This is a genomic window from Sphingomonas sp. S2-65 (genome assembly GCF_021513175.1).
Classification (GTDB): Bacteria; Pseudomonadota; Alphaproteobacteria; order Sphingomonadales; family Sphingomonadaceae; genus Sphingomonas.
On sequence record NZ_CP090953.1, the window covers coordinates 3,572,447 to 3,597,876 of the forward strand.

28 protein-coding genes, 1 tRNA gene and 1 pseudogene are annotated in these 25,430 nt (G+C 66.4%); 15 read left to right on the forward strand and 15 right to left on the reverse strand.

Translation table 11 applies throughout. From position 1 onward, the window contains the following. Positions 1-135: 135 nt before the first annotated feature. Positions 136-333, reverse strand: a complete 198-nt coding sequence (locus LZ586_RS16825) for a DUF1192 domain-containing protein (RefSeq protein WP_235077465.1) — start codon at positions 331-333, stop codon at positions 136-138. Between the two features lie 76 nt (positions 334-409). On the opposite strand from LZ586_RS16825, the gene LZ586_RS16830 reads away from it, so the two are divergent. The 7 genes from LZ586_RS16830 to LZ586_RS16860 all read left to right on the forward strand — a co-directional run bounded on the left by LZ586_RS16830 (position 410) and on the right by LZ586_RS16860 (position 6,545). Beyond that, positions 410-1,417: an NAD(P)H-quinone oxidoreductase gene (locus LZ586_RS16830; RefSeq protein ID WP_235077466.1), complete on the forward strand. Its 1,008-nt coding sequence runs from the start codon at positions 410-412 to the stop codon at positions 1,415-1,417. A 29-nt stretch (positions 1,418-1,446) separates the two neighbouring features. Then, complete coding sequence (locus LZ586_RS16835; protein WP_235077467.1) at positions 1,447-2,064, forward strand: glutathione S-transferase family protein; 618 nt, start codon at positions 1,447-1,449, stop codon at positions 2,062-2,064. 68 nt (positions 2,065-2,132) lie between these two features. After that, positions 2,133-3,008 carry a UDP-2,3-diacylglucosamine diphosphatase gene (locus tag LZ586_RS16840; RefSeq protein ID WP_235077468.1) on the forward strand — a complete coding sequence of 292 codons (876 nt, stop codon included), beginning with the start codon at positions 2,133-2,135 and terminating at the stop codon, positions 3,006-3,008. Positions 3,009-3,031: 23 nt separating this feature from the next. After that, complete coding sequence (locus tag LZ586_RS16845; protein ID WP_235079837.1) at positions 3,032-4,054, forward strand: glycosyltransferase family 4 protein; 1,023 nt, start codon at positions 3,032-3,034, stop codon at positions 4,052-4,054. A gap of 151 nt (positions 4,055-4,205) precedes the next feature. After that, entirely contained in the window at positions 4,206-4,865 is a 660-nt protein-coding gene (locus LZ586_RS16850) for a DUF1013 domain-containing protein (protein WP_235079838.1), read from the forward strand. Positions 4,866-4,975: 110 nt separating this feature from the next. Further along, entirely contained in the window at positions 4,976-5,842 is an 867-nt protein-coding gene (locus LZ586_RS16855) for a dienelactone hydrolase family protein (RefSeq protein ID WP_235077469.1), read from the forward strand. Positions 5,843-5,924: 82 nt separating this feature from the next. After that, positions 5,925-6,545: a glutathione S-transferase family protein gene (locus tag LZ586_RS16860; protein WP_235077470.1), complete on the forward strand. Its 621-nt coding sequence runs from the start codon at positions 5,925-5,927 to the stop codon at positions 6,543-6,545. Between the two features lie 143 nt (positions 6,546-6,688). On the opposite strand, the gene LZ586_RS16865 is transcribed toward LZ586_RS16860, so the two are convergent. Beyond that, positions 6,689-8,290, reverse strand: a complete 1,602-nt coding sequence (locus LZ586_RS16865) for a DEAD/DEAH box helicase (protein ID WP_235077471.1) — start codon at positions 8,288-8,290, stop codon at positions 6,689-6,691. A 383-nt stretch (positions 8,291-8,673) separates the two neighbouring features. Here LZ586_RS16865 and LZ586_RS16870 point away from each other — a divergent pair, with 383 nt between their 5' ends. Next, entirely contained in the window at positions 8,674-9,480 is an 807-nt protein-coding gene (locus LZ586_RS16870) for a hypothetical protein (RefSeq protein ID WP_235077472.1), read from the forward strand. A 210-nt stretch (positions 9,481-9,690) separates the two neighbouring features. Here the strand turns inward: LZ586_RS16870 and LZ586_RS16875 are convergent, their stop codons facing one another. Together LZ586_RS16875 and LZ586_RS16880 are read right to left on the reverse strand one after the other, a co-directional pair. Further along, complete coding sequence (locus LZ586_RS16875; RefSeq protein WP_235077473.1) at positions 9,691-10,515, reverse strand: acyl-CoA thioester hydrolase/BAAT C-terminal domain-containing protein; 825 nt, start codon at positions 10,513-10,515, stop codon at positions 9,691-9,693. A gap of 314 nt (positions 10,516-10,829) precedes the next feature. Continuing rightward, positions 10,830-11,282 (reverse strand): hypothetical protein, encoded by a 453-nt coding sequence (locus LZ586_RS16880; RefSeq protein WP_235077474.1) that lies wholly within the window; start codon positions 11,280-11,282, stop codon positions 10,830-10,832. Positions 11,283-11,351: 69 nt separating this feature from the next. On the opposite strand from LZ586_RS16880, the gene LZ586_RS16885 reads away from it, so the two are divergent. Further along, positions 11,352-12,800, forward strand: coding sequence for an FAD-binding oxidoreductase (locus LZ586_RS16885; RefSeq protein ID WP_235077475.1), 1,449 nt, complete (start codon positions 11,352-11,354; stop codon positions 12,798-12,800). A gap of 46 nt (positions 12,801-12,846) precedes the next feature. After that, positions 12,847-13,626: a SapC family protein gene (locus LZ586_RS16890; protein ID WP_235077476.1), complete on the forward strand. Its 780-nt coding sequence runs from the start codon at positions 12,847-12,849 to the stop codon at positions 13,624-13,626. Between the two features lie 305 nt (positions 13,627-13,931). On the opposite strand, the gene LZ586_RS16895 is transcribed toward LZ586_RS16890, so the two are convergent. After that, a complete protein-coding gene (locus LZ586_RS16895; protein ID WP_235077477.1) occupies positions 13,932-14,777 on the reverse strand; it encodes an N-formylglutamate amidohydrolase in 846 nt (281 codons plus the stop codon). A gap of 110 nt (positions 14,778-14,887) precedes the next feature. On the opposite strand from LZ586_RS16895, the gene cpdR reads away from it, so the two are divergent. From cpdR to LZ586_RS16910, 3 genes are all read left to right on the forward strand, one after another. Further along, positions 14,888-15,262 (forward strand): cell cycle two-component system response regulator CpdR, encoded by a 375-nt coding sequence (gene cpdR, locus LZ586_RS16900; RefSeq protein WP_319938013.1) that lies wholly within the window; start codon positions 14,888-14,890, stop codon positions 15,260-15,262. A gap of 62 nt (positions 15,263-15,324) precedes the next feature. Continuing rightward, positions 15,325-15,399, forward strand: a tRNA-Val gene (locus LZ586_RS16905). A gap of 103 nt (positions 15,400-15,502) precedes the next feature. Continuing rightward, positions 15,503-16,435: a methyltransferase gene (locus LZ586_RS16910; RefSeq protein ID WP_235077479.1), complete on the forward strand. Its 933-nt coding sequence runs from the start codon at positions 15,503-15,505 to the stop codon at positions 16,433-16,435. Between the two features lie 14 nt (positions 16,436-16,449). Here LZ586_RS16910 and LZ586_RS16915 read toward each other — a convergent pair whose 3' ends face one another. From LZ586_RS16915 to LZ586_RS16950, 7 genes and pseudogenes are all read right to left on the reverse strand, one after another. Beyond that, the gene (locus LZ586_RS16915; protein ID WP_235077480.1) at positions 16,450-16,692 is read right to left on the reverse strand and encodes a hypothetical protein; all 243 of its coding nucleotides are present in this window, start codon (positions 16,690-16,692) and stop codon (positions 16,450-16,452) included. A gap of 72 nt (positions 16,693-16,764) precedes the next feature. Next, a pseudogene (locus tag LZ586_RS18325) lies at positions 16,765-17,105 on the reverse strand (DUF3140 domain-containing protein). Positions 17,106-17,177: 72 nt separating this feature from the next. Continuing rightward, complete coding sequence (gene lpdA / locus LZ586_RS16930) at positions 17,178-18,578, reverse strand: dihydrolipoyl dehydrogenase (protein WP_235077482.1); 1,401 nt, start codon at positions 18,576-18,578, stop codon at positions 17,178-17,180. A 12-nt stretch (positions 18,579-18,590) separates the two neighbouring features. Then, complete coding sequence (locus LZ586_RS16935) at positions 18,591-19,070, reverse strand: endonuclease domain-containing protein (protein ID WP_319938014.1); 480 nt, start codon at positions 19,068-19,070, stop codon at positions 18,591-18,593. After that, entirely contained in the window at positions 19,060-19,401 is a 342-nt protein-coding gene (locus LZ586_RS16940; RefSeq protein ID WP_235079839.1) for an acyl-CoA thioesterase, read from the reverse strand. Before LZ586_RS16940 ends, LZ586_RS16935 begins: the two co-directional genes overlap by 11 nt. Before the next feature lie 43 nt (positions 19,402-19,444). Then, positions 19,445-19,672 (reverse strand): hypothetical protein, encoded by a 228-nt coding sequence (locus tag LZ586_RS16945; RefSeq protein WP_235077484.1) that lies wholly within the window; start codon positions 19,670-19,672, stop codon positions 19,445-19,447. A gap of 12 nt (positions 19,673-19,684) precedes the next feature. Next, entirely contained in the window at positions 19,685-21,010 is a 1,326-nt protein-coding gene (locus tag LZ586_RS16950; RefSeq protein ID WP_235077485.1) for a pyruvate dehydrogenase complex dihydrolipoamide acetyltransferase, read from the reverse strand. A gap of 134 nt (positions 21,011-21,144) precedes the next feature. Here LZ586_RS16950 and LZ586_RS16955 point away from each other — a divergent pair, with 134 nt between their 5' ends. Both LZ586_RS16955 and LZ586_RS16960 read left to right on the forward strand, forming a co-directional pair. Continuing rightward, the gene (locus LZ586_RS16955; protein ID WP_235077486.1) at positions 21,145-21,600 is read left to right on the forward strand and encodes a universal stress protein; all 456 of its coding nucleotides are present in this window, start codon (positions 21,145-21,147) and stop codon (positions 21,598-21,600) included. Between the two features lie 9 nt (positions 21,601-21,609). Beyond that, the gene (locus tag LZ586_RS16960; RefSeq protein WP_235077487.1) at positions 21,610-22,896 is read left to right on the forward strand and encodes a M20/M25/M40 family metallo-hydrolase; all 1,287 of its coding nucleotides are present in this window, start codon (positions 21,610-21,612) and stop codon (positions 22,894-22,896) included. Positions 22,897-22,950: 54 nt separating this feature from the next. Here the strand turns inward: LZ586_RS16960 and LZ586_RS16965 are convergent, their stop codons facing one another. The 3 genes from LZ586_RS16965 to LZ586_RS16975 all read right to left on the reverse strand — a co-directional run bounded on the left by LZ586_RS16965 (position 22,951) and on the right by LZ586_RS16975 (position 25,378). Next, positions 22,951-23,859 (reverse strand): RcnB family protein, encoded by a 909-nt coding sequence (locus LZ586_RS16965; protein WP_235077488.1) that lies wholly within the window; start codon positions 23,857-23,859, stop codon positions 22,951-22,953. Between the two features lie 110 nt (positions 23,860-23,969). Beyond that, positions 23,970-24,458 (reverse strand): GAF domain-containing protein, encoded by a 489-nt coding sequence (locus LZ586_RS16970; protein ID WP_235079840.1) that lies wholly within the window; start codon positions 24,456-24,458, stop codon positions 23,970-23,972. 56 nt (positions 24,459-24,514) lie between these two features. Then, positions 24,515-25,378, reverse strand: coding sequence for an aldo/keto reductase family oxidoreductase (locus LZ586_RS16975; protein WP_235077489.1), 864 nt, complete (start codon positions 25,376-25,378; stop codon positions 24,515-24,517). Positions 25,379-25,430 lie beyond the last annotated feature (52 nt).

Consider the following 25,430-nt stretch of genomic DNA (forward strand, 5'->3'; position numbering starts at 1 on the left):
GGGGGAACTCCTGTGGGCCGAAAGGGATACGCGACCCGTTTGTCCCTATGTCGGGATCAGTGGGCCCCGCATCAAGCAGGGCCGGCCAACACCAGAGCGGTTCGGCGTCTCGCGCCAGCTCCGGTGCTGCCATGCTCATTTTCTGAATAGCGCGTCGGCGCTTGCGCGGTGGTGAACAGCGCGATCCATCTTTGAACGGCTGCGCGCTATCTCTGCTTCCAGCGCGGCAATGCGGTCATGAAGCTCGTCCACGGACAGAGGATCGAGGTCCTGTTTCACCAAGGCGTCGAGCAGATCGTCTTTACGGCGCGGAAGATTTTCGTCGGCGTCCATCGGGGCAGCGTTGACCGGGGCAGGGTCGATGTCAATAAGGCCCTGGAATTCTACGGAAGCCGAAAGCGACGAACGGATGATCGTGCCTGAAACGATGCTCGCGATCGATCCGGCTGAGCCGGGTGGGCCGGAGGTGCTGGTGCCTGTGAAGCGGCAGGTGCCGACTCCGGCCGCGGACGAAGTGCTGATCAAGGTCGCTGCGGCCGGCGTGAATCGGCCCGAGGTGATGCAGCGGATGGGGTTATATCCGCCGCCGCCAGGTGCACCGTCGATCCTGGGCATGGAGCTGTCGGGCGAGATCGTCGCGGTCGGCGAGGACGTTCCCCGCGAGATGATCGGACAGGTGGTGTGTGCGCTGGTGAGCGGCGGCGCCTATGCGCAATATGCCACTGCCCCTTATGGCCAATGCCTGCACGTGCCCGAGGCGCTGACGATGGTTGAGGCGGCCGCGATGCCGGAGACACTGTTCACGGTGTGGACCAACGTGTTCGAGCGCGCTTATGCCTCGGCGGGCGATTGGATCCTGGTGCATGGCGGCACCAGCGGGATCGGGACGATGGCGATCGGGCTGGGGCGGCTGTTCGATCTCCATATCATCGTCACGGCCGGTTCGGACGCCAAGTGCGACGCCGCCCGGGAAATCGGCGCGGATCACGCGATCAACTACAAGACCGAGGACTTCGTCCGGCGGGTGAAGGAAATCACCGGCGGGCGCGGCGTCGATGTCGTGCTCGATATGGTCGGCGGCGACTATGTGGCGCGCAACCTGCAGTGCCTGGCGGAGGAAGGGCGTCACGTCTCGATCGCCGCGCAGCGGGGAGGGGAGGCGGCGATCCCGCTCTGGCCGGTGATGCGCAAGCGGCTGACACTGACCGGATCGACGCTGCGCGCACGCGACAAGGGCTTCAAGACGATGGTAGCCGACGAATTGGCTCGTACGGTGTGGCCGCACGTCGAGGATGGCAAGCTGAAGCCGGTGATCGACAAGGTCTTCGCGTTCGACCAGGCAGCCGACGCACACCGCCGGATGGAGTCAGGGGATCATGTCGGCAAGATCGTGCTGCAGATGACGGAGACGTTGTAAGTCAGCGGCAGTTCGCGGAGATGGGGGCAATGGAACATCTGGTGCTGCACGAGGATGTGCGCTCGGGAAACTGCTACAAGATCCGGCTGGCCGCCGCGCATGCCGGCGTGGCGCTGGAGCGGCGGGGCTACGACATTCTTCGCGGCGAGACGCGAACGCCCGCGTTTCTGGCGAGCGTCAACCCAAACGGGCGAATCCCGGTGCTGCAGATCGGCGATACCTTCCTGCCGGAAAGCAATGCCGCCTGCTTCTACCTGGGAAAGGGCACCGACCTGGTGCCGGAAGATCGGCTGGGAGAGGCGGACATGCTCCGTTGGATGTTCTGGGAGCAGTACAGCCACGAGCCGAACGTCGCGACGCTGCGCTTCTGGCGCCGGTATGTCGGGGAGGACCAACTTACCGAGCAGCAGCGTGCGCTGCTGCCGGTCAAATTCGCGGGTGGCGCCGCGGCTCTAGCGTTGATGGACGAGCATCTCGCCACACGCGACTTCTTCGGGGGGAGTAGCCTCTCGCTCGCCGACCTCGTCCTCTACCCATATACGCATGTTGCCGAGCAGGGTGGGTTCGATCTGGACGGCACTCCCAACCTGCGGGCGTGGATCGGCCGTGTCGCTTCCCATCCACGGCATGTCGGCATGGACGCCTAAGCGCAATTCGAGTTGTAACAATCTATTGCCATAAGGTGCCTAGCTGAGAACCAGGCGGGGCTAGTCTCATGGCGACGATCACCAGGCTTCCTTTCGACGCGGCGAATTTGTCCGACTTCCAGGCGAGCAAGCCGGCCATCCCGGAACGGGTGATTGCCGGACGCCGGCAGTACCGCACGGTCTGGATCTCGGATGTTCATCTTGGAACGCGCGGCTGCAACGCGGCGATGCTCATCGACTTTCTCGATCATGTCGATAGTGAGAAGATGTACCTGGTGGGCGACATCTTCGATGGCTGGGCGATGAAGAAGCGCTTCTATTGGCCGGCCGCGCACAACGACATCGTCTGGCGTATCCTGAAGCGCGCCAAGCGAGGCACCGAGATCGTCTACATTCCCGGCAATCACGACGAGATGTTTCGGCAGTTCACCGGGCTGAACTTCGGCGGGGTGCATATCCGGCGCCAGGCCGTGCATGAAACCGCCGATGGCCGGCGCCTGCTGGTGCTGCACGGAGATGAGTTCGACGCTATCACCATGTCGCACCGGTGGCTCGCCTATCTGGGCGACGCCGCCTATGAGGGGATGATGACGCTGAACCGCTGGGTGAACCTCGTGCGGCGAGCGATGAACCTGCCTTATTGGTCGCTCAGCAAATATGCCAAGCAGAAGGTGAAGAACGCCGTATCCTTCATCTCCAAGTTCGAGGAGATCGTCGCGCACGAGGCCAATGTGCGCCGCGTCGATGGCGTGATTGCCGGCCACATCCACAAGGCCGAGATGCGTGAGATCGCCGGCGTCACTTATTATAACGACGGCGATTGGGTGGAGGGTTGCACCGCGCTGGTGGAGCATTACGACGGGTCCATGGAAGTTCTCCACTGGGCCGAGGAAATCGCCGCGCGAGAAGCGCCCGAGCCCGAGGCCAGACTGGCGGCGGCGTGACGGCGGGGGCGGAGGCCGAGCCGGTGCGCATCGCAATCGTGACCGATGCCTGGGAGCCCCAGGTCAACGGCGTCGTCCGTACGCTCAAGTCCGTTCGAAGCGTGCTCGAAGGGCAGGGGCATCAGGTCGAGGTGATCTCCCCCGACCTGTTCCACTCGCTGCCGTGCCCGACCTATCCAGAGATCCGGTTGGCGTTGGCGCGGACGGCCACTGTCGGGGCGTTGCTGGAGGCGTTCGACCCGACCGCGATCCATCTGGCGACCGAGGGGCCGCTATGCATCGCCGCGCGGCGATGGTGCCTGCGGCACGGCATGCCGTTCACCACGGCGTATCACACGCAGTTCCCGGACTATGTCTCGGCTCGGTCAGGGGTGCCGGCGGAGTGGATCTGGCGCTACATTCGCTGGTTTCACGCTCCGAGTCAGGCGATCCTGGCCTCCACGCCTTCGATCCGACAATCGCTGGTCGATCACGGCCTGGCGCAGGTGAAGCATTGGGGGCGGGGGGTCGATCTGTCGAACTTCCGGCCCGACCTTGCGCCGCATCCTGCGATGGCGGGCTTGCCGGGGCCGGTGCAGCTCTATGTCGGGCGGGTCGCGGTCGAGAAGAATCTGGAAGCGTTCCTGCGCACCGACCATCCCGGCACCAAGGTGGTGGTAGGCGATGGACCTGCGCGGGCGGGACTGGAGGCGCGATTTCCCGACGTGCGCTTCCTGGGGCCGATGTTCGGCGAGGCGCTTGCATCGGCCTATGCCGCGGCCGACGTGTTCGTGTTCCCGAGCCGCACCGACACGTTCGGGCTGGTGATGATCGAGGCGTTGGCATGCGGGGTGCCGGTTGCAGCCTATCCGGTGACGGGGCCGGTCGACGTGCTGACTCCAGAAGTGGGGGCGATGTCCACTGACCTGAGTGCGGCCATTGGTGAAGCGCTGACCAAGGATCGGGACGCCTGCGCTGCCTATGGCCGAACCTTTACCTGGGACGTGAGCGCGGGCCAGTTCCTGCGGGCGTTGTATCCGATGCGAGGGGAGCAGGCAGCGGCCTGAGGCACTGTCCTCCGCAAGCGGGGCGGCTATCTACCGTCCGCTCCGTAATGCCTTGCCCTTGCTTCCTTCGCGCATTAAGTCTCTGCCATGAATGGCCGCCCGTGAAGGGCGGCCCTTATTGTTTCTGGAGACTATCGTGGCCCAGCCGCTGATGCCGCATGCGACCGCTTCCTGGCTGGTCGATAACACTTCGCTCTCCTTCGAGCAGATCGCCGAGTTTTGCGGTCTCCACATCCTCGAGGTGCAGGCAATCGCCGACGATACCGCGACGACGAAGCTGACCGGCCGTGATCCCGTCCGCGCGCACGAGCTGACGATGGACGAGATCGAAAAGGGGCAGGCGAACCCGAACTACGTCCTGCAGATGCTGAAGGGCCCCGATCAGGTCCGCCGCACCAAGGGTCCGCGCTATACGCCGGTGTCCAAGCGCCAGGACAAGCCGGATGGCATTGCCTGGATCCTGCGCAATCATCCCGAAGTGTCGGATGGCGCGATCGGCAAGCTGATCGGCACGACCCGCACGACCATCGCCGCGATCCGCGACCGCAGCCACTGGAACATCGCCAACATCGTGCCGAAGGACCCAGTGACGCTGGGTCTGTGCTCGCAGCGCGAATTGGACGCGCTGGTGGTGAAGGCTGCCAAGGCGGCCGGCATCGAGGCGCCGACCGACACGCGCCTGGAAGGTGATCGCGAAGCGCTGATCGAGCAGCTGCGCGCCGAGCGCGAGGCTGCCTCGCACGTCAACGACGAGGAGGAAGTCGGCGAGGTTCGTGTCGAGCACACCGCCGAGACGCTGTTCAAGCACTGAGTTCTTTTTCAACGACGTCCAGCGGGCTTCGGCGGCATGCCGGGGCCCGTTTTCGTTGGCGGATGTGCTGAATCGCTCTAGCCTCTTCCCGAACGACCGGGAGAGCAGCGATGTGCGACGAATGGACCGCAGCCGATAACGACCGAGAGCTGGGCCCGCTGACGCGGCGGGGCTTCACCATCGCGGCCGCCGCTGCGGGTGCTGCGGTGCTGCTGCCGAGCCCGGCCAATGCGCTGGCGGTGAAGGGCAGGGACGTGACGGTGCGGACGCCGGACGGCAGCGCCGACGCGTATTTCGTGGCGCCGGCCAAGGGCAAGCATCCCGGGGTTCTGGTGTGGCCCGATGTGATGGGGCTGCGGCCGGCGTTCCGGCAGATGGCCGACCGGCTGGCCCAATCGGGCTATGCGGTGCTGACGGTGAACCAGTTCTACCGATCGACCAGGGCGCCGTTCCTGCAGCCGGGCGAATCGTTCGACCAGCCGGCGGTGCGGCAGCGGATCGAGCCGTTCCGCAAGGCGCTGACGTCCGAGGGCACGACGCGGGACGGGGCGGCGTTCGTCGCGTTCCTCGACGCGCAGCCCGAGGTGGACACCAGGCGCGGGATCGGCACCACCGGCTATTGCATGGGCGGGCCGATGATGATGCGGACCGCGGCCGCGGTGCCCGAGCGCGTGCGGGCGGGGGCTAGCTTTCATGGCGGAGGACTGGCGAGCGACGGGCCCGATAGTCCGTTGCTGCTCGTGCCGAAGATGAAGGGGCGGTACCTGTTCGCGGTGGCCGAGAATGACGACGCGCGGGCGCCCGAGGACAAGGAGAAGCTGCGCGCGGCGTTCGACGCGGCCAAGCTGCCGGTGGAGATCGGCGTGTATCCCGGGACGCTGCACGGCTGGTGTCCGCCCGATAGCCGGGCGTACAATCCGGCACTGGCCGAGCGGGCCTGGTCGCGGCTGCTTGCGACGCTCTCGTTGACGCTCTGACATAGGGTTCGCGCACTTGACGGGTTGACTTGTAGGATTTGAAGTTCTTGATATGTTCCCAAATCCGGCCAGGAGAATCGACATGACCGACGAGCTGATCTTCTACACCAATCCGCAATCGCGCGGCCGCATCGCGCGGTGGATGCTGGAGGAAGTCGGCGCGCCGTACCGCACCGAGGTCGTCGACTATGGCACGGCGATGAAGGACGGGGCGTACCGCGCGATCAACCCGATGGGCAAGGTGCCGGCGATCGTGCACGGCGGCAAGGTCGTCACCGAATGTGCGGCGATCTGCGCGTATTTGGCCGAGGCGTTCCCCGAGGCCGGGCTGGCGCCGCTACCCGAGGAACGCGCCGATTACTACCGCTGGCTGTTCTTCTCGGCCGGGCCCATCGAGCAGGCGGTGACCAACAATTGGGCCAAGTTCGAAGCCTCCGAAGAGCAGAGCCGGATGTTCGGCTATGGCAGCTACGGCCTTGCCGTCGACGTGCTCGAACAGGCGGTGTCGGCGCACCCCTATATCGCCGGCGAGCGCTTCACCGCCGCCGATGTCTATGTCGGGTCGCAAGTGGGCTGGGGCGTGATGTTCGGCACGCTGCCCAAGCGCGACGCGTTCCTGGCCTATCACGCACGCCTGACCGGGCGGCCCGCTTATCAGCGCGCCGCGGAGAGCGACGACAAGCTGATCGCCGCAGCAGCCTGATACGGCGCCTGATACGGGCCCCGACACGACAAAGGCCAGGACGCAGATGCGTTCCTGGCCTTCGCGGTGAAAGGTAGCCGCTTACAGCGCCCTTTACGTACAGCAGCGCAGCCAGATAACCGGATGCTGCTTACAGGCAGTAGTTAGAGGGCGATGGTGTAGCTGAGGAAGTCCGGAACCGGGCCGTTCCAGCCTTCATCGGGGCCGTCGTCGGCGGCATTGGCGTAGCGCCGCGGTTCACGCGCGAGCATGTCGGGCGAGCGATCTTCCGAGGTCGACCGATTGCGGCCACGGGGCGCACGATCGCCGCGTTCCGAGCGCTCGTTCCGCTCTGGCCGCTCCACACGTTCCGGTCGCTCTGCGCGTTCCGGGCGTTCGGCACGCTCAGGGCGTTCGGCACGTTCGCTGCGCTCCGGACGTTCGGGGCGTTCGCTGCGTTCGGGGCGGGGGCTTTGCTCTTGCGGCGCGGCCTGCTCCGGACGCTCCGGCTGTTCGGTGCGCGCGGCACGCTCGCCGCGGGATCCGCGCTCGCCACGACCGGCGCGTTCGCCCCGGCCACCTCGTTCGCGGCGCTTGCCGCCTTCAGGCGCCGGCTGCGCCGCTTCGGCTTCTTCCGGCCGATCGCCGGAAACGTTCACGCGGGCGATCTTCTGGCCGGTGAGCTTCTCGATCTCGGCGATGTTCTCGGCATCTTCCGGCGTGATCAGCGTGTAGGCGATGCCGGTGGCGCCGCCGCGGCCGGTGCGGCCGATGCGGTGGACATAATCGTCGGGATGCCAGGGCGCGTCGAAGTTGAAGACGTGGCTGACACCCTTCACGTCGAGGCCGCGTGCGGCGACGTCGGAGGCGACCAGAATGTTGACGTCACCCGACTTGAACCGCTCAAGCTCGGCGATGCGCGCGGGCTGGTCCATGTCGCCATGAATCTCGGCGGAGCGGAAGCGATGCTTCTTCAGGCTCTTGTTGAGATCGCGGACCGTGGTCTTGCGGTTGCAGAAGATGATCGCGGTGTGGACATCCTCACGCTCCAGCAGAGTGCGCAGCACGCGGCGCTTCTCGACGCCGCTCGAAGAGACCGGAACGAGGTGCTGGGTGATGTTGATGTTGGTGCTGGCCGGGCGGGCAACCTCGATCTGCTTGGGATTGTCGAGGAACTTGTCGGCCAGCTTCTTGATGACCGGCGGCATCGTCGCCGAGAACAGCAGGGTCTGGCGCTGCTTGGGCAGCTTGGTGCAGATTTCCTCGATATCGGGGATGAACCCCATGTCGAGCATCCGATCGGCCTCGTCGATCACCAGCAGGCTGCAACCGGTCAGCAGGATCTTGCCGCGGCCATAGAGGTCCATGAGGCGGCCCGGCGTGGCGATGAGGACGTCGACGCCCTTTTCCAACGCCTTGACCTGGTCGCCCATCTGCACGCCGCCGATCAGCAGGGCCATAGAGAGCTTGTGGTGGACGCCGTACTTCTCGAAATTCTCCGCCACCTGGGCGGCGAGCTCCCGCGTCGGCTCGAGGATCAGCGAGCGCGGCATCAGCGCGCGGGTGCGCCCTTCGCCGAGCACGTCGATCATCGGCAGCACGAACGCGGCGGTCTTGCCGGTGCCGGTCTGGGCGATGCCGACAAGGTCGCGGCCCATCAGCACCGACGGAATCGCCTGACGCTGGATCGGCGTGGGATCGGTGTAGCCTGCAGCGGTCACCGCGCGCAGAAGGTCGTCAGAAAGGCCGAGATCGGCAAAGCTCATGCGTTCATCCGGAAAACGGACGCGATTACCCACGTCACCTAGCGAAAATCGCTTGCGGATTTGCCGGCCAATGTCAAGCGCGGCCGGAAGCGAGACGCGCCTTTAGGCGAAGGCAGGGCGGAAGGTTTTCCTTTCCTGGGGCCTCAGCCATTCCAAGCATCGCAGACCCGATAACCGCGCGCGGAAGCTGATCGCCCAAGTGGGCCCAGCTTTTCGACGCTATGCGCGGGGCGGGTGTCCGAATTTGAGTGGGGAGCGGCCCGGCAGCTACCCCGGGATCAGGGTAACTTCTGCTCGCAAATACCACCTCAAGGTGGACACCGATGATCCGGTAAGTTCAAGGTCGGCTGCCGGAGTTTACAAGCCCTTCGAAGGGGAGCGTCATGAAATCGATCTTAACGCTGAGCGCCCTTGCGGCCACGTTGCTAGGCACAGGAGACACTGGAACCATCATGCTCTCGGAGGTGGATGGTGCCGACGCGATGGCCCTTGCTGCGAAAGTGCTGCCGGGGGACATTAGAGCGACCGTTGTAGAGGGGCAGGTCCGGCGTGAATTCCTGCCCGGGCACGCGTTTCTGGCGACCTATCTTACAAAGGCGCAGGTTCTAGGGGAGGATTCATGCACCCGTACCCAGTATAACGTTCACATGCGCGGCGTCGGTGGGGCAGGCGTGCCGCCCTCGACCACTGAGCTGCTGATTGGCTCAGTTGAACGGCGCGAACTTCAAGCAATCGTGTTTCCCTCCAACAAAGCCGGTGATGCAAGCTGTGCTGCCACCAAAGGCTTCGTCTCGGTAAGTGGATCCGAGGATGATCGACGTCGCATCAACGCTTACCGACAGATCGTCGCCGCAATGCGGGTGGCTAAGGCCGCCAAACCTCTGCCGTTCAACGCGCTGTGCTCCCCGGCCGATGAACTCGCGTGCCGCGATGTCACTCGCTCGCTAGCAAATCTGCCGCTCGACGAACTTTTCTCGATTCAAGTCAGAGGCTTGAAGTTGAAGAGTGAGGGAACCGGGCAGGTACGCATAATTCACAGTAAGCAGATCCAACCATCGGAGCCCTACGACGTGGAGCTGTCGTTCGGTATGTCTGGCGAGGACGGCAAGTCTTGGCGGGTACGCTGGCGCGAAACTGGCCGGCCATTAGCCGAGCTTCGCCTCGAACGATCGATGGTGATCTATCACTGATCGCAGCTATCTTCTTTGCAGGCGACGAACCAAGGGCGGGCGTTCGGCCGGAGGCTGCAACGTGCCAAACGTCCGCTCGGTGTGTCAGCTGCCAGTGGCTTTGGACCTCCGGTTCGTCTATCGCGAACGTCTGGAAATGGGTGGAAAGCGGAACGGCGGCTTTCGGGAGCGGGGCGAGCGATAGCTGCCATCGCCCACAGCGTGCATCGCTCACCGCCTGGCCGCCTTGTAGCCCAGCGCCTTGTCGAGGAAGATCAACATTCTCGGCCATGACTCACGTCTTGCCGCCACAACGCCTTCAGCGGTGCCTCCACCGAACTCGGCATCCGATTTGGCATCCTCGGTAGCAAGCGGGCCGAGCGTGAAGTGTCCGCCATCGGGGTATCGAAGCAGCACCACATGATGGCGAAACCTGCGCTGCGCGAGACGCAGTTTCACTGCGTCAGCCATCGTCTCTGATGGCCATACCGCGTCATTCTTGCTGGCGATCATCAGGATAGGGCCGCGTACGCGCTCCACTGGAATGGCAGCTGCAGCCAGAGCTCCGGAGGCCTCCCGGCTCTTTACATAAAGCTCCCCAAGCGATCGGCAGTTGTTGCAGGGTGCGAAAGGAACAAAGGGGATTGGCCGCCCGCCGGCGGTCCAGGACGATCGGACCGTTCCTGCCTTTCTATCGATGCCTTGCCAGACGACATCCGTCGGCGAAGCGGCAACAACAGCTTTGATCCGCGAATCCGAACTCGCAAGCAGTAGTGCGGCCTCGGCTCCCTTCGAAAGACCGAGCACGGCGATGCGGCGCCGATCGACGCGGGGATCACTGGATAACACGTCGATCCCTTGCCTTAGCCGCTCCAAGGGAATCTGCTGAAGTTTGGAGTCGAGGCCGGGGCTTTTGAAATACGCCTCCGCCAGGGCGACATAGCCATGCTCCGCAAGGCGGCCAGCAACTGCCTTTGCCCATTTGTCACCACCTTCTGCGCCGCCCAACACCAACACGCCAGGTGCCTTGGCCGTGCTCTGATGGGGATATGCCATGGTGGCCCTGAAATCCGGTCGACTGACCTGCACTGACGGAACGTCGCTGGCGAAGCAAACTGAAGCGGGAGCCGTTAGCACCAACAAAAGGCGCGCTGTGTTCCAACCGCTCATCTGTCGCCCTTCTGATAATCCTGTGTGTTGTCTATGCAATACGCAAGCTGGCGTGCGACATGTCAAGCGTCTGGCGAGTGAGCCCAGCTTCCTGAAGTGGCATCCCGGCCATTAACAAGCGACCGGAGTAGGGCACTGGCATCGACACTCTGAACGACCGGCATTGGGCGGAAGCGGACGTACGCTGATGCGCAGCGCGCTCAGTGTGCGGGGACCAGCTTGGCGAAGGATTGAATGCTGCAGGTTCGGCCCGAACGCGAGCGGAAGGAGTCGCGGCCGGCGCACATCTTCTTGTCCGGATCGGGTTTGACGTAGAAGCCCGAATAGAAGCCGAGCGCGGGACAGCGGGCGCCGAGGCGGGCGCGGATCTGGGTGCCGTCCTTGAGCAGGAGGTCAACGCTGTCAAAGCGGTTCACCGTGAAGCCCGCCAGCTTGTCGAGCTTTACGCAATCGCCCGCCTTCTTCTCGACCATCGGGGCCGCGCGCGGGCTGCGCAGGATGATGGTCGTGGTGGTGACGGTCACTCGGGGCACATGCACCGTGGCCCGCTGCTGCGATGCGCTGGCCCAGGAATCGGCGCCGAACGCCACCGGCTGCGCGGCGGGGGCGAACAACAGCAGCAGTCCGGTGGCGGGAACGAGCGGGTTCAGCATTGCAAGATGCGTTCTATGCCCAGGTGTTGAACAGTGGATGAACTGCGGAGCGGATGCTAGCGCGCGGCCATGAGGCCAAACCAGCACGAGCTTGTCGAGTCCCTGCGTGCGCGCTTCGGCGCGAGGATGGTGGAAACCGATCCCGAGGCGCTGGCGCCGTGGCTGACCGACTGGCGCAATCGCTTTCACGGCGCGGCACCGGCGTTGCTGTCCCCCGAATCGCTGGAAGAGGTGCAGGCGGTGGTGGCGCTCGCGGGGGCCGCGGGCGTGCCGCTGGTGCCGCAGGGCGGCAACACCAGCATGGTCGGCGGGGCGACGCCGCCGGCGGATGGATCGGCGGTGATCCTGTCGTTGCGGCGGATGAAGCGTATCCGCGCGTTATCGGCGGAATCGAGTCTGGCGGTGGCTGAGGCGGGCGTGATCCTGGCGGCGCTGCAGGACGCCGCGCAGGAGATCGGCCGCCGTTTTCCGCTCGATTTGGGCTCGCGGGGGAGTGCCACGGTCGGCGGGCTGGTGTCGACCAATGCCGGGGGAACCCAGGTGCTGCGCTTCGGGACGATGCGCGGGCTGGTCGCCGGCGTCGAAGCGGTGCTGCCGGATGGATCGGTGCATGACGGGCTGTCGGCGCTCAAGAAGGACAATCGCGGCTATGACCTGAACCAGCTGCTGATCGGCGCCGAGGGAACGCTGGGGATCGTGACCGCGGCGACGCTGCGGCTGGTGCCGTCGGTGGTGTCGCGAGCGGTGGCATGGGTCGGGCTGGACAGCCCCGAACAGGCGCTGCGGCTGCTGCGCCATGCCGAGCGGCGCACCGAGGCAGTGGAGAGTTTCGAGATCATCCCGGCCGAGGCGCTGGCCAGCGTCCTGGCGCACATCCCGGGGACCCGCGCGCCGGTGGATGCCGGGCGGCGCTGGCACGTGCTGATCGAGGCGGTGTCCAGCGATCCCGGGGAGCGGGCGCCCGACGATCTGCTCGCCGCGTTGCTGGGAGAGGCGCTGGAGGCCGGGCTGGCGCAGGACGGCGTGGTTTCGGCGAGCGAGGCGCAGGCCGAGGCGTTCTGGCGCATCCGTCACGGCATATCCGAATCCGAACGCGCGCGCGGGCCGGCGGTGCAGCACGACATTTCGGTGCCCGTCGATGCGATGCCGGGCTTCATGACCGGGGCGGGTGCCGAAATCGAGGCGCGGTTCCCCGGAACCCGCGCGGTCGCTTATGGCCATCTCGGCGACGGCAATGTGCATTTCCATGTTCGCGCGCCCGCCGGCGCCGATCGAAGCCGCTGGTATGCCGACGAGGCGCCGGGGATCACGCGCGCGGTGCACGACCTGGTGGTGGCGGCGGGAGGATCGATCTCCGCCGAGCATGGCGTCGGCCAGATGAAGCGCGACGAGCTGGCGCGGCTGGGGCCGGCGTCGCGCCTCGCCGCGCTTCGTGCGATCAAGCGGGCGCTGGACCCGGCGGGCATTCTCAATCCGGGCAAGCTGGTGACGCTTGCGCCTGCGCCGGACAGGCCATAGACCCCCGCGGAACTTTTCACACAAGTGTATGTTTCAGGAGATTCGGATGGCCACGGCGCCACAGCAGCAGCTTCCCTTGTTCTACAACCAGCTCGAGCCGCTTTCGAGCGAGGTTCATGGCGATTTCCGCGTGCGTGTCGGCGACAAGGCGCCGTTCCTGGCCGACCAGCACGCCGTGCCGGTGACCGTGGAAGAATTCCCGCTGGTGCAGCGCTACATGCCGATCGTCTTCTCGGTCGGTGACGATCCCGTTCCGCTGGCGCTGATGGGCCTGAACGAGGGCGTGAACACCTTCTTCGACGAAGAAGGCAAGCTGATCGACCCGAACTTCTATGTGCCGGCCTATATCCGCCGCTATCCCTATCTGCTGGCGCGGCTGCGTCCGGAATCGGACGAGCTGTCGCTGTGCTTCGATCCGACCGCGGAGACGATCGGCCGCTTCGAGGATGGCGAGCCGCTGTTCGTCGATGGCCAGCCGAGCGACTTCACCAAGGGTATCCTGCAGTTCAACGAGCAGTTCGAGCAGGCCGGCGCCCGCACGGCGATGTTCATGAAGGACCTGAAGGACATGGGTATCCTGATGGATGGCGAAGTCACCATCCAGCCGGACGGCGCGGCGCAGCCCTTCATCTATCGGGGCTTCATGATGGTCGACGAAGGCAAGCTGAACGAGCTGCGCGGCGACCAGCTGCGCAAGATCGTCCAGAACGGCATGCTGCCGCTGATCTATGCGCACCTGTTCTCGCTGTCGCAGATGCGCGACATCTTCGGCCGCCAGATGCGCATGGGCAAGGTGCCGCAGCCGCAGCTGGTCACGCCGGTCTAAAGCGTTCGGTAGGTGCTTTCGGCCTTTTGGCCGGAGCGTGGAGATCACGGCGATCGCCTTCGGGTGGTCGCCGTTTTCTTATCCGGCGCAGGGTGCCGAGGCACGGCTGGCCGCCTGGAGCGCACGGCTCCCCGCATGGTCGCTGGAGCCCTTGAACTAAAGGGCCCGTCGATTATATTCACTCCCGTACGGTGTCGTGTCCCCCCCTTTCGCGGCCCGTGCGACACGCCCTCGGGCGTGTCTCCTCCCTGAACCTTGGCCACCTCGCGGGTAACCGCGGGGTGGTTTTTTATGCCGCAGCTAGTTTATTCGGCGGCGAGTGCGCCCGGCAGCGCCTCGTCGAGCAGGGCGTCGAGCACCGCGCGCAGCAGCCGAACCGCGGCCGCGAAGCCGGGGCCGGGTCGGTCCAGCTGAGGATCCAGGTAGAAGGACCGGTCGAACTCCAGCTGCACGGCGTGGATGCCGCCGCGGGGATTGCCGTGGCGCTCCAGCGTGTGGCCGCCCGCATAGGGGACATTGTTGACCGCCGGCACGTGGAGGGCGCGCGCGGTTTCCTCGATCCGGGAAACGAAGCGCGCATCGGCGGATTTGCCGAAACGGTCGCCGATCACCAGGCGGGGAGGCTCGTTCGCGGCGGCGAGCGGAGGCATGGAATGGATGTCGACCAGCACCGCGACGCCGAAGCGGTCGCGTGCCGCCTGCAGCGCCTCCGCGAGCGCGGCGTGGTAGGGGCGATGGTCCTCGGCGATGCGTGCGGTCACTTCGGCCGCGGAGAGGCGGCGGCTCCAGATGTCGCCGGCGTTGCCGATCCGGCGCGGCACCAGGCCCAGCCCGCTGCGCAGCTTCGCGGAAAGGGGCACGCCGAGCATGCCGGCGCCGTCGTCGAGCTTCGGATCGCGCTCCTGCTCGCCGCGGTTCAAGTCGATCCAGGCGCGGGCGCGATGGGCGACGAACAGCGTTTCGCCGCGCCAGGCTTCGAGCGCGAGGGCGTCGGCGCAGCGGTCCTCCAGGCCTTTCAGCGCCGCGAGCGGCAGCCGGATGGCGGACTGTAGCGCCTGCGGATAGTCGCGGCCGGCGTGCGGCACCGCGAGCACGAGCGGGCTCGAGGGGGTCGGCGGCCCGTGCCGCGCGAAGGAAAGCGACGACGTCACGCTTCCCTGACTAGGCACGCGCGGGCGATCGGGCAATGGCGCAGCGGTGCCGGCTGGAAAATCTTAAGGCGTTGATGCATAAGGTGTCGCCCACGCTTTAGGGAATGACGATGATCCGGATTTTGCTGGCCGAGGACGACCGCGTGATGCGGGAATACCTCGCCCGCGCGCTCGAGCGGTCGGGCTATGCCGTCAGCGCCGTGGATCGCGGCACCGCGGCACTGCCGCTGCTGCAGACCGAGCGATTCGACCTGCTGCTGAGCGACATCGTCATGCCTGAAATGGACGGGATCGAGCTGGCCCAGCGCGCCGCGGAGATCGCCCCCGACATGCGGGTGATGTTCATCACCGGCTTCGCCGCGGTGACGCTGAAGGCCGGCAAGCAGGTCCCGCAGGCGCGGGTGCTGTCAAAGCCGTTCCACCTGCGCGACCTGGTTCTGGAGGTCGACCGCATGTTCGAAGCGGAGAATGTCGGGCTGAGCTGAAAATTTCACGTGCGGGTGCTTGCGCGGCCGAAAAACCGCCGCTAAAGCGCCGTCTCCCCGGGGGGCGTGTAGCTCAGTGGTAGAGCACTGTGTTGACATCGCAGGGGTCGCAAGTTCAATCCTTGCCACGCCCACCACGCGAAAAAGGCTCGCCAGGCATTAGCTTGGCGGGCCTTTTTGTTTCGTGGGTACTTGCTCCAGGACTTTGACAAGCCGGGTTTTTTCGGGCCCATGGCGCGGATGAACGAGCCTGATACCGCGCTGCTGCGCCTGCTGGAAACGCTGCGGGAACGCGGATACCATTTCATCACGCCGACCCCGGCGACGCATGCCCGCGTGGTCGCGCGGCCCGGGCGCGAGCGGGCCGGCGATCTGGCCGATGTGCTGGGATGGAGCCTGCCGTTCGCGCGCGGGCTGCTCGACGCGGAACTGCTCGAACTGCTCGACGCAGCGGGGGTGCTGGAGGATGCCGGCGAAGGGCTGGTCCGCAGCGCGGTTCGGGTATCGTGGCTCAAAGGGCGTCTGTTCGTGCATTCGGCCTATCCCACTCAGGATGAGGACGCGGTGTTCTTCGGCCCCGACAGCTATCGCTTTGCCGACCTGATCGAAGCCGAGTTGACGCGGCATTGCCCGGCAGGCGCGCGGATCGTCGATATCGGCACCGGCAGCGGCGTGGGCGGCATCGTCGCGGCGGGGCTGTGCGCGGACGCGTCGGTGGTGCTCACCGACATCAACCCCAAGGCGCTGCGGTTCGCGCGGATCAACGCCGCCGCCGCGGGTGTCGAGGCGGCGTGCGTCGAGGGCAGCGACCTGAGCGGCGTGGAGGACGGTATCCACCTGGCGCTGGCCAACCCGCCCTACATCATGGACGAAGGCAGCCGGGCCTATCGCGACGGCGGCGAGATGCGCGGCGGCAAGGTGTCGTTCGACATGGCGCGGATGGCGGTGGCGAAGCTGGCGCCTGGCGGACGGCTGGTGCTGTATACCGGCAGCGCGATCGCGCGGGGCGAGGACGTGTTGCGCGACGCGCTGCAAGGGCTGGCGGACGAGAACGCGCTGGACTTCAGCTACCGCGAACTCGATCCGGACGTGTTCGGCGAAGAGCTCGACCAGCCGCCTTATGCGGAGATCGAGCGCATGGCGGTGGTCGGGGCGATCCTCACCCGGGGGTGAGGCGCCCCGCGGGCTCACATGGCGTTGGACGTGGTTCCGTTTGCCATCGCGTCGTTCGACGTCGTGGCCATCGTGTCGTTCGACATCGTCGCGGCGTCGTTGGCGGTCATGTCGCCGTCATTGGTGAAGGCGTAGTTCGCCTGGGCGTCGTTCAGCACCACGTTGTTGTCGTTCGTGGTGGTGATGTCGTTGCCGCCGCCGCAGGCGCTTAGCAGGGCGAGGACGGGTAGGGTCGAGGCGATCAGCAGGCGCTTCATCGGACTTCTCCTGTTTCCCGGGCTAACGCCGGGTCAGGCGAGGGTGTTCCGCTGCACCCGCTTTGGAAAGTGTCAGTCCTTCAGCGGATCATGGCCCCAGTTCATCAGCGAGTAGCGCCAGCGCGAGCCGGGGATGTCGGCCTTTTCGTCGGGGCCTTGGGCCAGATGGCGGTGCACATAGCCCACGACCTTGGCCATGTGGCATGGTCGGCGTCGCGCAGGTCGGCCTTGCTGGTGCGCAGGATCTCGACGATGCGCTCGCCGGAATGATGGCCGACGCTTTCGCTGTCGCCGTCATGCGTGATGCCGACCGAGCGGCTTTCCTCGGTGTCGAGCCAGCGCTCTAACGCCGCGGGCGCCATGTTCACTGCGTCGTGGAAGTCACGATAGGTCTGTTCGGGGTCGTCGCTCATGCTGGCCAAAACCGACGGTCGGCCTCGGGCGTTCCGTGATCCCGGCGACCCGGGACCACGGAACGTGGCGCGTCAGATATGCAGCGCCTTGCCATAGGCGCCGAGCACGCTTTCGTGCATCATTTCGCTGAGTGTCGGGTGCGGGAAGACGGTTTCCATGAGCTCGGCTTCGGTGGTCTCGAGCGTCTTGCCGATGGTGTAGCCCTGGATCAGCTCGGTAACCTCGGCGCCGATCATGTGGGCGCCGAGCAACTCGCCGGTCTTGGAGTCGAACACGGTCTTGATGAAGCCTTCGGCCTCGCCCAGCGCGATCGCCTTGCCGTTGCCGATGAAGGGGAAGTTGCCGACCTTCACGTCATAGCCCGCTTCCTTGGCCTTGGCCTCGGTCAGGCCGACGCTGGCGATCTGGGGGTGGCAATAGGTGCAGCCCGGGATGTTCTTGGGGTCCATCGCGTGCGGGTGACCGCCGGTGATCGCCTCGACGGCGATCACGCCCTCATGGCTGGCCTTGTGCGCCAGCCAGGGCGGGGCGGTGATGTCGCCGATCGCGTAGAGGCCGTCGACATTGGTCTTGCAGGTCGCGTCGGTCTTGAGGAAGCCGCGGTCGTCGATCGCGACGCCGAGTTCCTTGAGGCCGATATCGGCGGTGTTGGGGATGATGCCGATCGCGACGATGACGTGGCTATAGTCGCCCTGGATGAGCTTGCCGTCCTTGTCCTTGATCGTCGCCTTCACGCCGGCGTCATTGGCTTCGATCTTCTCGACCGCAGCCTTGGTCAGGATGGTCATGCCCTGCTTCTTGAGCGACTTTTCCAGGAAGGTGGAAACATCGGCATCCTCGACGGGGACGATGCGGTCCATCATCTCGACCACGGTCACGTCGGAGCCCATGTCGTTGTAGAAGCTGGCGAACTCGATGCCGATCGCGCCCGAGCCGATGACCAGCAGCTTGGTGGGCATTTCCGCCGGCGTCATCGCGTGGCGATAGGTCCAGACGCGCTTGCCGTCGGCGGGCAGGTGGGGGAGGTCGCGGGCGCGGGCACCAGTGGCGACGATGATGTTCTTGGCTTCGAGCTCGGTGGTCTTGCCGTCCTGCGCGGTGACGCTGAGCTTGCCTTTGCCGGTCAGCTTGCCGGTGCCCATGTGCACGGCGATCTTGTTCTTCTTCATCAGGTGCGTGACGCCCTGGTTGAGCTGCTTGGCGACGCCGCGCGAGCGCTTCACCACTGCGTCCAGATCGGCGCTGATGCCATCGGCGACCAGGCCGTAATCCTTGGCATGCTGCATGTAGTGGAAGATCTCGGCCGAGCGGAGCAGCGCCTTGGTGGGAATGCAGCCCCAGTTGAGGCAGATGCCGCCGAGCAGCTCGCGCTCGACGATCGCGACCTTGAGGCCGAGCTGCGCGCCGCGGATCGCAGCGACATAGCCGCCGGGTCCCGAGCCGAGGACGATGAGATCGTAGGATTCAGCCATGGATGGTTCCATTTAGAACTCCCTCCCCCTTGTGGGGGAGGGCTGGGGAGAGGGGTTGCGCTCGGCGGGGCTCGATGCCCCGGCGGGCGCTTCGAGTGCAGTCAAGATGGCAGTTAGGACGGAATCGGGTTCCGCCAAGATGGCGTTGTTGTGGAAGCGCAGCAGGCGAAAGCCTTGTTCACGCAGCCAGGCGTCACGGGTGGCATCATACGCGCTGTCGATGTGCTGGGCGCCATCGGCTTCGACGATGAGGCGCGCGCCTAGGCACACGAAGTCGGCGATGTAGCGGCCGATCGGTTGCTGGCGCTTCCATTTGGTGTGGGCAAGGCGATGATTGCGGAGCAGGCGCCAGAGTTTGCGTTCGGCTTCGGTGGGGTGGGTGCGCATTTCGCGCGCTCTGGCGAGCGCGCGCCCTCTCCCTCCCACGGCTGCGCGGCGGGCCCCTCCCTCCCCCACGAGGGGGGAGGGGAAAGAAGAGAATTCAGGCGGCACTTTCCGATACCACCCGCGGCTTCCGCTCGGCGTCGATCGCGACGAAGACGAACTGGGCCTGGGTTACGAGGCAGCTATCCTCCGAGTGGCGGGCGCGGCGCCAGGCCTGGACGTCGATGGTCATCGAGGTGCGGCCGACCTTTGCCATGTCGGCGAAGACGGAGACTTCGTCGCCGACCGCGACCGGGGCGTGGAACTTCATGCCCTCGACCGCGATCGTGACGGCGCGGCCGCGCGAATAGCGCGAGGCTACCAGGCCGGCGGCCATGTCCATCTGGCTCATCAGCCAGCCGCCGAAGATGTCGCCATAGGGGTTTGCATCGGCGGGCATGGTAGTGACGCGGATCGCCGGCTGGCGGTTGGGCGGGGTCTGGTCAGCCACGGGGCGTTCCTTTGGTGGTGCCGTCCAGCCGCGCGCGATCCTGGGCATAGGCGCGGCGCAGCGGGCCGATGCCCATCAGCACGATGATGACCATCGCGCCGTACGCGACCAGCCAGATGTCGTCCTTGCCGAGCGGGTAGGACCAGGCCGCGAGCCAGGCGATGACGCAGCTCGCGATCAGGCCGGAGACGATGAAGGCGGTTTCGATGAGGACGCGCATGGCCGGCGGGCCTTACGCGATCATGCCCATCGGCGCTTCGACCAGCGCCTTGAACGTCTGCATCAGCTCGGCACCGTCCGCACCGTCGATCGCGCGGTGATCGAAGCTGCCGGTCGCGCTCATGATGGTCGCGATCTGGAGCGCGTCGTCGATCACGTACGGGCGCTTTTCGCCCGCGCCGATCGCCATGATCATGCCCTGGGGCGGATTGATCACCGCTTCGAACTGCTTGATGCCGTACATGCCCATGTTCGAGAGGCTGGCGGTGCCGCCCTGATATTCCTCGGGCTTGAGCTTGCCTTCCTTGGCGCGGCCGGCGAGGTCCTTCATCTGCGTCGAGATCGACGAGACGCTGGCGCCGGCGGCATCGCGGATGATCGGGGTGATCAGCCCGGTGGGGGTGGAGACCGCGACCGAGACGTCGGCGCGGCTATATTTGATCAGCTTGTCGCCGGTGTAGGTGACGTTGCACTTGGGCGTCTGCTCGAGCGCGACGCCGAGCGCCTTGATCAGCAGATCGTTGACCGAGAGCTTCACGCCGCGCGCCTCGAGCGCCTTGTTGAGCTCGCCGCGCAGCTTGAGCAGCGCGTCGAGGCGGATGTCGACGGTCAAGTAGATGTGCGGGACGGTCTGCTTCGACTCGGTGAGGCGGCGCGCGATCGTCTTGCGGATGTTGGAGAGCTTTTCTTCCTCGTGCGGGATCGAGTCGTCGTACCAGACGGCCTTGGTCTCCTGCGAGGCGGCGGGGGCCGGCGCTGCGCTGGGTGCCGGAGCGGCAGCGGCGGGTGCGGCCTGCTGGGCGGCGGGGGCGGCACCAGGCTTGGCGCTCTCGACGTCGGCCTTGACGATGCGGCCGTTCGGGCCGGAGCCGGTGACCGCGGAAAGGTCGACGCCCTTGTCGGCGGCGATGCGCTTGGCGAGCGGGCTGGCTTTTACGCGATCGCCCGAGGCGGGGGCGGGAGCCGGGGTGGGTGCAGGTGCGGGCGTGGGCGCGTTCGTCGCACTTCCCCCTCTCCCGCCCTCGGCTTCGCCTTGGGCACCCTCTCCCCCTGAAGTGGGAGAGGGAGAGGGGGTGGGGGTTGCCGACGCGTCTTCGCCCTCGGCGAGGACGACTGCGATCACGGTGCCGACCTTTACGTTATCGGTGCCCTCGGCGACCAGGATCTTGCCGATCGTGCCTTCGTCGACGGCTTCGAACTCCATCGTCGCCTTGTCGGTCTCGATCTCGGCGAGGAGGTCGCCCGACTTCACCGTGTCGCCCTCCTTGACCAGCCACTTGGCGAGGGTGCCCTCTTCCATGGTGGGGGAAAGCGCCGGCATTTTGATTTCGATCGACATGGAGGTTCCCGTCGTTTGGACCTGTAGGTGTTGGCGCCTTCCTTTGCCGCGACGTTCCCTAGGGTCAAGCCCTCGGGCTTGCACAAGCTGCAATCGCACGGCACGTAAACGTCCCAAGATACGGGGAAACAAGCATGCGTACCTATCTGGTCGTGATCGACGACAGCCCGGAGTCCGAGATCGCGCTGCGCTTTGCCGCGCGCCGGGCGGTGAAGACCGGCGGCAATGTCGAGATCCTCGCGCTCGTGCCGCAGCCCGAATTCGTCCAATGGGGCGGGGTAATGGCGGCGATCGAGGAGGAAGCGCGCGAGCGGGCCGAGGCGCTGGTGATGCGCGCGGCGGGCACGCTGCTGACCGAGTCGGGGCTGAAACCGGCGATCACCGTCCAGGAAGGCGACGGCGCCAAGGTGGTGCGCGAGATGATCGCCGCCAATCCCGAAATCGCCGCGCTGGTGCTGGGCGCCGCGCCGAGCGGTGCGCCCGGGCCGCTGGTCACGCATTTCACCGGCGCCGACGCGGGGACATTCTCCGTGCCGGTGATGATCATCCCCGGTTCACTGGACATCGCCGCGATCGACCGGCTCAGCTGAAGGAATCCCATGCGTATCCTTGCCCTGCCGCTGTTGTTCGTTGCCCTGCCTGCCGCCGCGCAGGAGCAGCCGAGTACCGCCCGGCTGAAAGCCGATGTCGAGAAGCTGGTAAGCTTCGGGACACGGCACACGCTGTCCTCGCCGACCGATCCCAAGCGCGGCATCGGTGCGGCGCGGCGCTGGTTCGCGAGCGAGATGGAGCGGATCGGCAAGGGGTGCGGCGGCTGCATCCAGGTGGCGAATGTCGCGCGGACCTTTACCGGGCCGCGGGCGCCGAACGGCGTCGAGATCGTCGACGTGCTCGGCTTCCAGGCAGGCACCGATCCCAAGCGGGTGGTGATCGTGATGGGGCATATCGACAGCCGCGTCACCGACGTGATGAACGCCACCGCCGACGCGCCGGGGGCGAATGACGACGCGTCGGGCGTGGCGCTGGTGCTGGAGGCGGCGCGGATCCTGTCGAAGGAGAAGCTGAACGCGACGGTGGTCTATGCCGCGCTGTCGGGCGAGGAGCAGGGGCTGTATGGCGGCACGCTGCTGGCCGACACCGCCAAGGAGCGCGGCTGGACCGTCAGCGCGGTGCTCAACAACGACATAGTCGGCAACACGGTGGGCCAGGACGGGCGGCGCGTGGCGGACCGGGTGCGGGTGTTCTCCGAGGGTATCCGCCAGGCCGAACCGCTCGACGCGCAGATGGCGCGGGCGGCGGATGGCGGCGAGGATGACGGGCCGTCGCGGGCGCTCGCCAAGGCGGTGGACGGCGTGGCCAAGGGCATTCCCGGCGGGCTCGACACGTTCGTGGTGCGGCGGTTCGACCGGTTCGGGCGCGGCGGGGATCATACCCCGTTCCTCAAGCTCGGCTATCCGGCGGTGCGCTTCTCAGTGGGTGTCGAGAATTACGACCAGCAGCACCAGGACCTGCGCAGCGAAGGCGGCAAGGTCTATGGCGATACCGTCGACAAGATGGACTTCCCGTATCTGGCCAAGGTGACGGCGATCAACGTGGCGACGCTGCGCCGGCTGGCCAAGGCGCCGGCGGCTCCGGCAAGCGTGACGCTGATCGGAGCATTGGCGACCGATACCACGGTGAAGTGGGCGGCGGTACCGGGAGCGGCGGGGTACCGCGTGCACTGGCGCCGGGCGGACGCGCAGGACTGGACCGACCATCTAGATGTGCAGGCGCCGGAGGCAGTGCTGAAGGGAGTGATCGTCGACGACAGCTTCGTCGGCGTGTCGTCGCTGAGCGCCGACGGCGCGGAGAGCCTGGTGACCTTTGGCGGGCGCGAGCGGCGCTGACCAACCGAGTGTCGCCCCGCCTTGGTTGCGGGGCGACGGTTCAGGCGTGGCGGCTCAGCAGCCGCAGCGCGGCTTCGCCTTGTAGCGGCGCAGCGTCTTGGTGCGCAGCACGCGCTTGGGCGCGACGACGATGCGGTCCTCGAGGATGCGCTCTTCCACCACGGTGGTGGTGGTGACGATCGGCGCGGGCGTGATCACCACGGTGGTGGTGGTTCCGCCGGCATAATAGCCCGACGCATAGGTGCTGCCGCCATAATAGGCGCCGCCCTGATAGCCGCCGCCGCAGACCTGCACGCAGGGCGGGGTGCCATAGGTCTGGACTTGCACGGGTGCCGGATAGGCCTGAACGTGGACCGGCGGGGCGGGCGGATACGCGCCATAGGGGGCGGGGATCGGCGCGTCATAGCCGGCACCCGGCGGCGGCGGAGGACCATCCGGCGCTTCGGGCACGTCGTAATAGGCGTCGGGCTCTACCGGCTGGATCGAAGGCGCGGCGTAGGCGGCGCCTGCACCGGCATAGCTGTCGGCATAGGCATAGCTTTCGGAATAGCTGCTGCCGTCGCCCCAGGCGATACCGTCGCGCGAGTCCCAGACCTGGCCGCGGCCGTCGATCAGCACCGCGTCGTCATAATAGCGGACCCAGCTATAGCCCTGGGGCGGGGCGGCGAGGCCGAAGCTGAGATAGTCGGGGACGCGGAAGCCCGAGCCCATCCAATAGGAGGGCAGCGCGGCGCCGCGGTGGAGGCGGCGATAGCCGTTCCAGCCGCCCGGCGCCTGCCAGCCGGCGCTCCAGCGGCCATTGACGGGCGCGCCCCAGCGATGCGGATTGACTCGGCCGACCTGCGTTCCCGGACCCTTGGGCATCACCACCCAGCGGCCGTTCTGCCACACGCGCTGCGCCGTGGCGGGGGTAGCGCACGCCAGACCCGCGACCGCCGCCGTCACCAACCAAAGATTCCGCACCTGGGTCACTCCTTCGCATGCAAGCCGTGGGGACTCGCTTAACGTTCAAGTAACCCTTACGCTTCCGTGAAGAAATCCGCGAGACTTGGTTAACAATGTCCCAATGCGGGTCAGCGTCCCGCAAGACGCGGCGCGAGTATCCGCATCAGGGCTTCGCAACCCGCCGCGTCGCCGGCGTCGAAACGCGACGGGAGCGGGCTGTCCAGGTCGAGCACCCCGAGCAGTTCGCCCTGGTGGACGATGGGGACGACCAGCTCCGAGCGGCTGGCGGCGTCGCAGGCAATGTGCCCGGGAAAGGCGTGGACATCCTCGACCAGCTGGGTTTCGCGGGTGCTGGCGGCGGCCCCGCACACGCCCTTGCCGAACGGAATGCGGATGCAGGCGGCCTTGCCCTGAAACGGGCCGAGCACGAGTTCGTCGGCGACGTTGCGGTAGAACCCGGCCCAGTTGAGATCGGGAAGATACTGGCCGATCAGCGCGGAGACGTTCGCCATGTTGGCAATGGCGTCGGGCTCGTCGGCGGTGAGCGAGTCGAGCGCGGCGGCGAGGTCGCGGTAGAGTTCCGACTTGGAGTCGGCGGCGATGTCGAAGGCGTACATGGCGCGGATGTAGGCGATCCGATGCGCCGGCGCGAGGGCCGGCGCATCGGTGGACTTCACGCGACCTGTTCGAGCGCCGCCACCGCGTTGGCGGGCAGTTCCAGCGCTCCGGCGGCGAGGTTCTCGCGCAGGTGACCGACCGAGGACGTGCCGGGGATCAGCAGGATGTTGGGCGCGCGGCGCAGGAGCCAGGCAAGCGCGACCTGCATCGGCGTGGCGCCGAGCTGCCCAGCGACATCCGACAATGCCGAGGACTGGAGCGGCGTAAAACCGCCCAGTGGGAAGAAGGGGACATAGGCGATGCCGTCTTTTGCCAGATTGTCGATCAGCGCGTCGTCCTGACGGTGGACGAGGTTATAGTGGTTCTGGACGCAGACGATCTTACAGATGCCGCGTGCCTCCGCGACCTGCGCGGCAGTGACGTTGCTGAGGCCGATATGGCGTACCAGACCCTGCCGCTGGAGTTCCGCGAGGGTGGCAAGGCGATCCTCGATCGAGCCTTCGCTAGGGCCGTGAATGTTGCCCATGATGCGCAGGTTCACGACATCCAGCACATCGAGCCCCAGGTTGCGGAGATTGTCGTGCACTGCCTGGCGGAGTTCGTCGGGCGACTCCGCGGGGAGCCAGGACGCGTCGGCACCGCGCCTGGCGCCGATCTTGGTGACGAGCACCAGGTCGGCGGGATAGGGGGCGAGCGCCTCGCGGATGAGCTGGTTGGTGATGTGCGGGCCGTAAAAGTCGCTGGTGTCGATGTGGTTCACACCCTGCGCGATCGCTTCGCGTAACACCGCAAGGGCAGCGTCGCGGTCCTTGGGCGGGCCGAACACGCCGGGGCCGGCGAGCTGCATCGCGCCATAGCCGAGGCGGCGGACCGGGCGGTCGCCGAGGAGGTAGGTGTCGGACTGGGGATTGGTGCTCATGGGCGTTCTCCGCTTGCTGTCCCACTCAGATAGGCCTTGGTGGCTCGCGCGA